This window comes from Microbulbifer flavimaris, assembly GCF_001641755.2.
Classification (GTDB): domain Bacteria; phylum Pseudomonadota; class Gammaproteobacteria; order Pseudomonadales; family Cellvibrionaceae; genus Microbulbifer; species Microbulbifer flavimaris.
Window position 1 is genome coordinate 489,079 of record NZ_LRFG02000001.1, and the last position, 11,104, is coordinate 500,182.

Sequence of the window (11,104 nt, forward strand, 5' to 3'; positions counted from 1 at the left end):
CGGGGCGCCATTTTGCGGCAGGGTGGTGGAAATCTCCAGATGCGGTACTGCCAGATCGGTTTGCCTGCAGCGGCCCATGGGATATCCTCCAGAGTGTTTGAATGACTCGTAGAGAAGAATAATCATGCCCAGAGCCATATACCGAACAGTTTTATCACTCGTTGCATTACCGTTGGCGATGCTCTGCTCCCCTGCCAGTGCCGATATCCCGGCGGACTCCGAACAGCTGATCATCACCCTGACACGTGACTGGGATGCGCCAACGGGCCACGCTTTCCGCTTCGAGCGCCGCGGCGACCGCTGGCATCAGGTGGGCATGGAGACACCGGTGAATGTGGGGCGCGCTGGCCTGGCCTGGGGCATCGGCCTGCATCCGCAGCAGCCCGGTCAGCAGAAGGTGGAGGGCGATGGTCGTGCGCCGGCGGGCATATTTCGCCTGGGTGACGCGTTTGGTTATGGTGCGGAGCTGGCCACTGGCCTGAACTATCAACCCATGTCCGCGGAACACTACTGCATCGACGTGAAGGGTTCCCCCTACTACAACCAGACTGTGGACGCCGGGGAAGTTGGTGCCGAGGCTGTTCGAGGCTCCAGTGAGGGAATGCGCCGGGATCTCCATTACGGCGACGACCAGTATAAAAAGGGGATTTTTGTCGCGCACAACCCCAAGAACGTGGATGGGGCGGGGAGCTGTATTTTTATTCATCTCTGGAGCGGACCGGGTGAGCCCACTGCCGGCTGCACGGCTTATGCAGAACCGGCACTGGACGACGTCCTGCTGTGGCTGCAGCGGGATGCAAACCCGCTCTATATCGCCTTGCCAAAAGCATCCTACAGGGCGTTGCAGGAAGACTGGCAGCTGCCCCAGGTACGATGGTCACAGTGATCCGATCAAGCCGCACTTTCAGGTTGTTGCCGGTACTGCTCGCTTTTCTCTCGGGAACTGTCGCCGCGGCCAGCAACCTCGAATGGCAAATTCAGAACTCCCTTTGGTCTCGTGCGAGCGCAGATACGCAGGTCACAGGGCATGATGGGACTCTCCTGGTATTGTTCCCGGGTTACTCCGTACAGCGGCGCTGGGCCGAGCAATGGGCTGAGGCTTTAGCGGTAAGCGCCGAGGCCAGGGACGTGGCGGAGATCTGGGTCTTTGCCGGGCCGGAGTCGGTATTTTATGAATCGCGGGCGTTGCCGGTTGCGGCCAGCCTCGATCGACTGCAGCGGGGAAGGAAGTTCGAGCGGGTTGTAGTGGTTGCGCATTCCAGTGGCAGCTTTCCTGCGCATCTATGGCTGAATCAATTGTCTCTCAGGGCGGCGCTGACGCAGCGTTACCGTGACCGTGTCGATTATGTCAATCTCGATGGCGGCAGCGGGGAAGGGCTTCCCGGTGGCGACCTCTCGCTCAGCAATGGCGCTCTCGCGATGGCTGGGCAATGGCTCGCTGTATCGGTGCGGGACAGTGCCACTGGCAGTTTTTCCGCCAATCATGAGGATATGGTTGCTTTGGCCTCAAGGCACCCTGAACAATTTACCCATCGCCTCCTCGAAGCTGAGCCCGGTTGCTCAGCTGGGGCTGGTTGGTGTCTGCACGATGTGCCGATCAATCGCCGGCCACACAATAGCGAGACTTTTGATCTCCAGCGCGACTACACGACATTCAACTCCGGGCATCCCGTCAACACGGACTGGTGGCCGACGGGTTCAGAAAAGTGATTGCGCATCGCCCGGCCCGATGGATCCCATCGGTGAAGCATTTTGCCCTCCGGGAAGTTCCCCTCTGAAGTCACCACGCATGACCAGAAAGTGGTGGCTCGCCGTTCACTGGCCGCTGTAAAAGGATCGAACAGCTCTCAACTCTCTTTTCTTTCTTTTCTTTTTTTCCTTTCTTTCCATTTACTCATTGCATCCCCTTCATGAGTTATGGAATATTTTATTCAGACAGTCTTTTGAAAAATCAATAACGAGAAGAGTGTGAAACATGGCCAGACGATTTTCCCTGTTGCTGGGTGTACTCCTGACCCTGTGCAGCGCCCAGCTGCTGGCAGCGGCTGGAGGCAAGACCTACCTGGACTACAAGGTTCCCGGCCTCGACAAGGCGGTAATCCGGCAGGGGGATATCTTGCCGCTGGTGCAGGAGCTGCGAAAATCACCGTTGCTGCGGGTTGAGGAAATCGCACATTCCTACGAAGGGCGTCCCATTGTCAGCATTGCTATCGGGCAGGGGGATACACGGGTAATGATGTGGTCCCAGATGCACGGTGATGAACCCACGGCTACGCCGGCGCTGTTCGATTTCCTCGCTTATATCACCGCACCAGAGCAGGCCAAATGGCGCGAGGGTTGGATGGATGATCTGACCCTGGTGATGGTTCCCATGCTCAACCCGGACGGTGCCGAGCGGAATACTCGCCACAATGCACAGAGCTTTGATGTAAATCGCGATGCCAAGGCGCTGCAGTCTCCTGAGGGGCGTGCGTTGATGAGCCTGGCCAAGTCCTTCGATCCGGACTTCGGTTTCAACCTGCACGATCAGAGCCGTCACTACGGCGTGGGGCAGACCGACAAAATGGCGACCATCTCTGTTCTGGCGCCCGCCTACAATGAGGCCCGCGAGGTAAACGCGAGCCGCGAGCGGGCGATGAAGCTGATCGGCCAGCTGGTGCAGGAGATTGAGCCATTTATCGGTGAGCACGTCGCCAAGTACGATGACACCTATGCCTGGCGGGCCTTCGGTGACACTTTTTCGGAAATGGGGATCAGCACTATCCTGATTGAGTCCGGTGCGCATCCGAATGACCCCAACCGCCAGGTTGCCCGCCATATGAACTTTGAAATGCTGGTGGCCGCCATCGACAGTATTGCCAGCGGCAGTTACGAGTCCGTCTCTGTCGATGTCTATGAAGCGATCCCCTTCAATGAGGAGGATGCTTTTGTGGATGTGAAAATTGACAATATCCGCGCTGGCGATGGGAGCGAGGCCTACCGTACCGATATCGCCATCAATCGCCGCTACGGGTCAGTGAGAGTGGTCGATGCGGGTGACCTGTCCAATCTGCACGGTGCCCTGAGTTTCGATGCCGAGGGTGCCCGTTATCAGGCACCCAAAGCCTACTCCCTCCAGGAGACATTGGAATTGACTGATCAGCGCTACCTGGAATTCCTGCGCCGCGGCTACGGTTACTTCGTCGGTGATAGCGAATTATTGGTCAAGGAAACACAGCTCCCGGTGGTTGTGAATCCGCCAAACCCTCAGGGTGAGCGCCCGGCTCGCCGCCACAGTGCCACTTTCCTGCTCAGCGATGAGTCCGGTGTGCGGCTGGCGGTGCTCAATGGCGAGTTGGTGGATGTGCGTGGCGGTAATCGCCTGCAGCTGGCTCTCGACTGATAGTCTTTTCCCGTTGCCGGAGCCCATGGGCTCCGGCTCTTCCCTGTCCCGTCTTCCTCCTCCACCCACGTCACTCACTGCCCTTTGATGCTCCCGGGACGGCATCTGTCAATGGGATTTGCAGCCATCGGCCGCGTCGATGGGTTCAAACTGTCCAACTCAGTCCCCCGCCATAAACTATCGGAATTCAATGATTTTGCCGTGGCGCGAGCTATGGCAGCACGGGAATGGTCGACACATGAATGACAGCAAACTCTGGCAAGCCGATAAGCGACACTGGATGCACCCCTGGACCCACTTCGATTCATTTCAGGAGGAAGGTTCCCTGATCCTGTCCAGGGCCAGGGGCAATCGGCTCTGGGATAGCAGTAGCAAGAGCTACTTCGATGCGGTGGGAGGGCTCTGGTGTACCAATATCGGCCTGGGGCGGGAAGAGATGGCGGAAACCATCGCCGAGCAGGTGCGACAACTGGCCTATGCAAACCCTTTCGTGGATATGGCCAACGAGCCGGCGATCACACTGGCTGCCAAGCTGGCTAAGCTGGCGCCCGGTGATATCAATCGCGTGTTTTTCAGTTGCGGGGGTTCCACCGCGGTGGATACGGCATTCCGGCTGGTGCATTTCTACCAGAACTGTCGGGGCAAGCGGGACAAGAAACATATTATCGCCCGTCGCGGTGGCTATCACGGCAGTACTTACGCGGCTATGTCGATCACCGGCAAATCCGGGGACAAGATTCCGGAGTTCGATTACATCAGCGATACCATTCACCACCTTTCGTGCCCGAATTTTTATCGCGCTCCGCAGGGGATGGATGAGCAGCAGTTCTGTGACTTCCTGGTGGAGGAATTCCAGCAGAAAGTCGATGAGCTGGGTGCGGACAAAATCGCCGCATTCTTCGCTGAGCCAATCCTGGGCTCCGGTGGCGTCATCGTGCCACCGGCGGATTATAACCGGCGCATCTGGGAGCTCTGCCGGGCCAATGACATTCTCTACGTCGCTGACGAGGTGGTTACCGCATTTGGCAGGGTGGGGCACTGGTTTGCGTCAGAGGACATGTTCGGTGTGCAGCCGGATATCATCACCTGTGCCAAGGGGCTGACTTCCGGCTATCTGCCATTGGGGGCAACGCTTTTCTCGGATCGTATTTATGAGGTCATTTCCACTGGCGATTCCGATCGCTATTTTGCCAGCGGGTACACCTATTCCGGGCACCCGGTTGCCTGTGCCGCGGCCCTGAAGAATATCGAGATCATCGAGCGTGAAAACCTCCTGCAGCGGGTTGTCGAGGTGGGTGCCTATTTTGAAGAACGCCTGCAGACCCTGCGGGACCTGCCCCTGGTCGGTGATGTGCGCGGCAAGCGTTTTATGATGTGCGTCGAGAATGTGCGTAACAAGGCAACGCGGGAAGTCTTTCCGGATAGTCTCAATATTGGCAAGTGGATTTCAGACCGGGCCGAGGAGAGGGGCCTGATCGTGCGACCCATTGTGCACCTGAATGTCATGTCCCCACCTCTCACCATGGATCACGAGGAGGTGGACTTCGTGGTGGAGAAACTCGGCCAGGCCATCGAGCAGACCCATCGGGACCTGGTTGCCGCCGGCCACCTGCCATCCTCGACCAGCGCGGTGGCAGGATAAAGTCTTCCCAGGATCAGGCGGGTTCGGCCTCGGCTGCAGCCAGCACGCAGGAGATCTCATCGATCAGGCTCTGTCCGGCCGGCCCCAGTGCCTTGCGGCGGGACCAGATCAGGTCCGTGCCGTAGGGGTAAGGGGTCAGCTGGAAGTCAGTGGGCAAAACCTTGATAGTGCCGGCGTCCAGATAGGGGCGCGCGATATGCAGTGGCACAAAAGCCCAGCCCAGCCCCGCGGTGAGCAACTTCATGAACAGGGAATAGCTCTCCAGGTACCAGATTCGGTCACTGAGGTCGTTCTCCGGCAGGGAGCCCTGGTCACCGGCGGCGCTGATTCGCAAGTGCAGGTGGTCGTGCAGGTCCTGGCTTGAGACCGATTCCTGCTCGGCTATGGCATGTTGAACCCCTGCGACCAGTACGAAGCTGCAGCTACCCACTCCGCGGAAGTCGAAGTCCTCCGGATAGTCGCCCTGGCTGAGGATAATTCCGATATCGGCCGCTCCCTCCCGCACCAGTTTTGCGGCGGAGTCGCCGGAGGCGTGCAGAAGATTGAGAGAGACGGTGGAGTAGCGCTGGTAGAATGGCGACAAGCCCCGCACCAGCCGATTCAGGTCGATAGCGGATTCATCAATTGCCACCGTGATGGACTCTTCCAGCCCGGCGCTCAGGCTGTGGCTCTTGGCTTCAAAGCGGGAGTAGGAGTTCAGCAGGGCGCGTACATCCTGCAGCAGGGCGCGGCCCTGGGCAGTCAGCTTCGGTTCCCGGCCGGATCGATCAAACAGCTGCAGTCCCGTGTCGATTTCCAGGTTGCTGATCAGTCCGGAGATCGTTGACTGGGCCTTGCCCAGGCTCCGGGCAGCGGCAGAAAACGAGCCACTGCGCGCGGCAGCCTCAAAGGCCTCGAGCTGCTCCGGGGCAATAAAGAAACGGGAATCCATCGGGTACTCCAGCGTATTGTTATTCTGCTCTCTACCATCCAGCTGAGTCTATAGCTGACATCGGCATTGCCGATAGTTGGGACTCTATCAGGCCCGGTTTCCGGTGAAAAGCCCGCATTTGAAGTGGATTGTAGAGCGAAAATTGAGCAGCGAGGGGTTGTCCTGTTGCGTTGTGCACTGGGATTTATGGAAAAGTGCCTTCGGCTCATTTTATTGAAATAACACTATTTTGATGTTCAAAACAGGTGCCCACGAGGTCTTTTCGGTTGATATGCGCACTGAGGCGGTGCACCCGTGTCTCCCCTGTTCACTTGTCAAACATCTATCGGTGGGGGCGATGGTTGATATTTTTTTATTGGAGGTTTTGTGAGTGATGCTCTGGGCATGGGTGGAGGAGTTCGAGCGCCCGGTCAAAACTCCAAGATATGAAAGGAATAGGGTATGTTGCCATATAATAAAAAACCGCTTGCGTTGTTTATCTCATCTCTTGCGCTTGCGTTGGCACCGGTCGCTTATGGCCAGGCAGACGCAGCGTCTCAGGAAACCAGTCCCTCCACGAGCTCAGCTCAGGCAGAAGAGCAGAGAGCGGCAAAGAAGAAAGCTGCTGAAGGATCTAAACTGGGTGATGCGGCCGTTGAGGAACTCGTCGTCACCGCAACCAAGCGTGCAGAAGCGGCTTCAGATGTGCCGATGAATATCACCGCCATATCCGGTGAAGCATTGCGCGAGCAGAACATTACCGATGTGAAGCGGCTGATCCAGGACAGTGTTGAACTCAGTGCGCCAGATAGTGGGGCGCGCTTTGCCGACTCGGTTACGGTACGCGGCCTGAATGTATCTCCGGTGAGTGCCAACAATCTGGAGCAGTTCGTCAAGAGTACGCTTGCTTACTACATTGACGATACGCCGCTGCCCAAACTGGGTTTTCGTATCAAGGACATCAATCGCGTCGAGAAGCTGCTCGGGCCTCAAGGGACGCTGTATGGTGCCGGAAGCCTCGGCGGCACTATTCGCTACATCACCAATGAGCCCAAGCTCGATGAATTCGAATTTACTGCCAATACAGCGGCTTATCAGGTAGATGGTGGTGGCATCAGCAGCGATACCGACTTTGTGGTGAACCTGCCGGTCTCTGATACCTTTGCGGTCCGTGCCTCTGCTGCCTACCTGGATGAAGCGGGCTACATTGACCGTGCGGCAAATCCGCCGTGGCGCACTGGTGATGATGCCTATCTCAGTGACCCGAACCCAAGTCAGGCTATTTACGAAGACGATAACTGGCAGGAAGTAACCACTGCTAAGATCGCCGCACTCTGGGCGCCGACGGACAACATTGACATCAAGCTGACGCACATGGAGCAGGATCAGCTGGCGCATGGCACTCGTGGCGCGAACCGCTTGCCGCTGTCAGAGGCGGACCCGCGATATGCAGAGGTGGACTTTGGCGATTTTAAGACTCCCTATGCGATCAACGACCGAACTATTATCTCGCCACACGAAGAGTATGCCGATAAGGATTTCTCTCTTGATGTGCTGGATGTGACCGTTGATCTAGGCTTTGCGACCCTGACTTCCAGCACTTCAAACTTTGAAGACACCAGTCAGGGAGAGGCCGATTATACTAGCCAGGGTTACGCATACTATGGATGGGCTGGTTTTGGGCCGGCCGACACCAACATCACGGCTTACATGACGTTTGACAATTCTTATGAAGGATTTAGTCACGAAACCCGTTTGGTCTCGGCTCCCAATGACAGCTATGAGTGGATTCTTGGTTTCTACACCACCGAGCAGGAAAGCTCGATTGCGTTCAGGGAAATCATCCCTACCATTGATCAGGAGCTCTCCTGGAAGCGTGTCGCGAGTGTAACGGACGTGGGCTATGAGGAAGATTATCGTGGCACCTATTCTGAGGATGCCGTGTTTGGTGAATTTTCTTACAACGTCACTGAAAAGTTGACGTTGACAGCGGGGGCGCGGCTTTTTAGCTACGAAGACAAGCGTCACACCATTCTGCTTGACCATACATTTGCCCTTCCAGACCAGGACCTCAGAACAGAGGGCGGCGATGACAACAAGAGCTTCTTCAAGCTGAATGCCTCTTATGATCTCAACGAGGATATCCTGGCCTACGCAACCTTATCCCAGGGATTCCGCCGGGGTGGGCGCAACAGCTTCCGTGATTTCGGTGGTTACGAGGTGGCGGACGACTCCAAGTTCTATGAGCCGGACTCCATTGACAACTTCGAGCTGGGCCTGAAGGGTTACTTTTTTGACCAGCAGTTGTACCTCCAGACCAATGTTTACCAGATGGTTTGGAATGATCCGCAGACCTACCGCTCGCAAGCAGTTGAGTTTGGTTTTCCGATCAATGGCACCGAAAATGGTCCTGATGCAGAGACCAAGGGTTGGGAATTTTCTTCACGCTACAGGCTGAATGATAATTGGTCCCTGACTTACTCTACTGCAACCACTGAAGGTCGCTTCACGGATACTCTGACTCACTGTATGTACAAGAACACCGGCGGTGATACCGGTGATGACTACGCTTGTCGGACTTGGGTCGAAGGGGATCTGCTCGGCGGCTCTCCGAAGTGGAAGCACAACGTGGGTGTGAATTTCAGTGGTGAGCTGGTCGGCTTCCCCGTATGGGCATCCCTGCGAGGCCGTTATGTCAGTGAGACAAACACCGATCGTGAGGACAGTGTCCTGATTACCGACCCTGTGACTGGTGAAGAGAGCAAATCCACCTGGACTCCATGGGTGCGTCCCGCCTACACCCTGGTCCACGCTAATGCTGGCATGCAATTCGACAAAGTGGCGGCAGGTCTATGGGTGAGCAACCTGCTGAATGACGATCCCATCGTTTCAAGCCAGTCCGGTGGCGTGCTCGGTCGTCGGATCTTCAATGCCACGCCGCGTACCATAGGTCTCAATCTCTCCTATGACTTCTAAACACGCCTGATATCCGTCCGGTGTGAAGTGGGCTCGATCCTTCCTGGGTAGGAGGTTTCTACTCAGGGAGGGTGCCCGGAAGTCTTGGCAGTTGAGCGGAACTCTCCTTGCAATGGGGCCGGTATGTCCGGCCCTTTTTTATATGGCCGGTGACTCACGACAAGTGTGAACCAGGTGCTTGCCCAGCGCTTGTGCGGACTTTACTTCTCCGGCAGAATAAAATATTCCTAGTTTTCCAAGAATGAATAATGGATTATCCGCAATGATGCCCACACGTATTCTCCGCTTTGTGCGCCGATCCGCAGCGCTTGTTTCGACTGCCGCACTGCTGACTTCCCTCAGTGCCTGCGGCACCGATGCAACCGAACAGCGCACCCAGGTCCTGCGGGACAAGATTGCCCAGAAGATCATGCTGGACCTCCGCTACTTCTGCCCTGACCAGCAACGCAATGAGGAGAACCGGGGCCGCTGTGGGGAGCCGGTGACCGAGCTGCCCGAAACGCTTGGGCAGATGATCAGTGACACCGGCATCGGCGGCATTATCCTGTTTGCGGATAACCTGGAATCTACGGAGCAGATCATTGCCCTGAATAGCGACCTGCAGTCTGCCGCCGCGGGATCCCACCACGGCAGTCCGCTCCTGATCGGTATCGACCAGGAGGGGGGCAGGGTGCACCGCCTGCCGCGGGCTGAGGCCACGGCCTTTGCCGGCAATATGGCCATCGGCGCCACTTATCCGCTGCACGGTGACCGCTTTGCCGGTGAAACCGCCGCGGCCATGGCGGAGCAACTGCGGGTGCTGGGCTTCAATGTGAATTTCGCCCCGACCCTCGATGTAAACAGCAACCCGGAAAACCCGGTGATCAACGTGCGCTCCTACTCTGAAAACCCGGAAGTGGTGGCGGAGCTGGGCGTTGCGGCAATCCGGGCTTTCCAGGAAAAGCAGGTAGCGGCCACGGTCAAGCACTTTCCCGGTCACGGTGATACTTCGGTCGACAGCCACACGGGCCTTCCGCGGGTAGACCGTTCCATCGAGCAGGCCCGGGCCATGGACCTGCTGCCGTTTACCCGTGCATTCGAGCAGGCTCAGCCGGCACTGACCATGACGGCACATATCCAGTACCCGGCCCTGGATGACACCACTCTGCCGGCGCAAGACGGTGAGGAGATCGTGGTGCCGGCGACGCTGTCGCGCCGCATCCTCACCGACCTGTTGCGCGGCGAGATGGGCTATGAAGGGGTGATTGTCACAGATTCCCTCGGCATGGCGGGCATCAGTGACTATTTCTCGGTGGAAGATGCGGTGGTGAAAACCTTTGCCGCCGGTGCCGATATTGCGCTGATGCCGCTGAAGATCCGCTTCCCCGGGGATATTGCACAGCTTGATGAAATTATTGATCGGGCGGTGCAGGCGGTGCAGCACGGGGAGCTGTCAGAAGCGGAAATTGACGCTTCTATCGCTCGCATCGATGCCCTGAAGCAGCGCTATATCGATACCAGCTGGATCGCCGCCAGCGCGGCCGAGAAGCTAGAAGCAGCAGCTGCCGTGCTTGCCGAACCCAAACACGCGCAACTGGCGGAAGAGCTTGCCAGCGCTGCTGTCAGCGCCATCTATCCGCCTGCTGACGGCGTTCTGCCGGTGCTGGATGCCGATGCCAAGCGAATTCAGGTCATCGCCCCGAGTCCTGCCGTGGGAGAGGCTTTCCGGCTGGCGCTGGCGGGAGTAACGGGAGCCACCGTCGAAGTGCTTGAGACCCACACCGCGCTGGATAAGCTGCAGGAGGCGACCGGGGATGTCCTGATTGTCGCCAGCATCGTGCCCGGTGAAAGTGCCGTGGAACTGGGGGGCATGGAGGACCTGGGTAGACTGCGGCGCCCGCCGCTGCCTCTGGACGAACTCTACGGCGTCTACGAGCGCAGTCTTGCGGTTGCCCGCGAGCGAGGCCAGAAGACTGTATTCGTGAGCATGCGTTCGCCCTATGAGGCGGCCCAGTTCCAGCGGCTGGCCGACTTGCATCTGGCCAGCTTCGACTACAAGGCCTACATCGGCGGCGACGATGTTTTCGAGGGTCCCATTTACCGTGCGCTGGCGCTGGCACTGGTCAGCGAAATGGTTCCCGCTGGCAGCTTGCCCGTGACAGTGCAACCGGCCGAGGGCACTGCCGTAATTGAGGCAACAAGCGAGGGCTGAGTC

At 57.7% G+C, this 11,104-nt stretch carries 7 protein-coding genes; 6 read left to right on the top strand and 1 reads right to left on the bottom strand.

The genetic code is table 11. From position 1 onward, the window contains the following. Positions 1-124 precede the first annotated feature (124 nt). The 4 genes from AWR36_RS02275 to AWR36_RS02290 all read left to right on the top strand — a co-directional run bounded on the left by AWR36_RS02275 (position 125) and on the right by AWR36_RS02290 (position 5,024). The gene (locus AWR36_RS02275) at positions 125-886 is read left to right on the top strand and encodes a L,D-transpeptidase family protein (RefSeq protein WP_067104428.1); all 762 of its coding nucleotides are present in this window, start codon (positions 125-127) and stop codon (positions 884-886) included. Continuing rightward, a complete protein-coding gene (locus tag AWR36_RS02280; RefSeq protein ID WP_067080298.1) occupies positions 874-1,710 on the top strand; it encodes a hypothetical protein in 837 nt (278 codons plus the stop codon). Before AWR36_RS02275 ends, AWR36_RS02280 begins: the two co-directional genes overlap by 13 nt. A 265-nt stretch (positions 1,711-1,975) precedes the next feature. Continuing rightward, positions 1,976-3,382 (top strand): M14 family metallopeptidase, encoded by a 1,407-nt coding sequence (locus AWR36_RS02285; RefSeq protein ID WP_067080302.1) that lies wholly within the window; start codon positions 1,976-1,978, stop codon positions 3,380-3,382. A gap of 238 nt (positions 3,383-3,620) precedes the next feature. After that, positions 3,621-5,024: an aminotransferase gene (locus tag AWR36_RS02290; RefSeq protein WP_067080305.1), complete on the top strand. Its 1,404-nt coding sequence runs from the start codon at positions 3,621-3,623 to the stop codon at positions 5,022-5,024. Positions 5,025-5,037: 13 nt separating this feature from the next. Here the strand turns inward: AWR36_RS02290 and AWR36_RS02295 are convergent, their stop codons facing one another. Then, positions 5,038-5,955: a LysR family transcriptional regulator gene (locus AWR36_RS02295; protein ID WP_067080310.1), complete on the bottom strand. Its 918-nt coding sequence runs from the start codon at positions 5,953-5,955 to the stop codon at positions 5,038-5,040. Positions 5,956-6,396: 441 nt separating this feature from the next. On the opposite strand from AWR36_RS02295, the gene AWR36_RS02300 reads away from it, so the two are divergent. Next, positions 6,397-8,910 carry a TonB-dependent receptor gene (locus AWR36_RS02300; RefSeq protein WP_067080313.1) on the top strand — a complete coding sequence of 838 codons (2,514 nt, stop codon included), beginning with the start codon at positions 6,397-6,399 and terminating at the stop codon, positions 8,908-8,910. Between the two features lie 262 nt (positions 8,911-9,172). After that, positions 9,173-11,101: a glycoside hydrolase family 3 protein gene (locus AWR36_RS02305; protein WP_067080317.1), complete on the top strand. Its 1,929-nt coding sequence runs from the start codon at positions 9,173-9,175 to the stop codon at positions 11,099-11,101. Positions 11,102-11,104 lie beyond the last annotated feature (3 nt).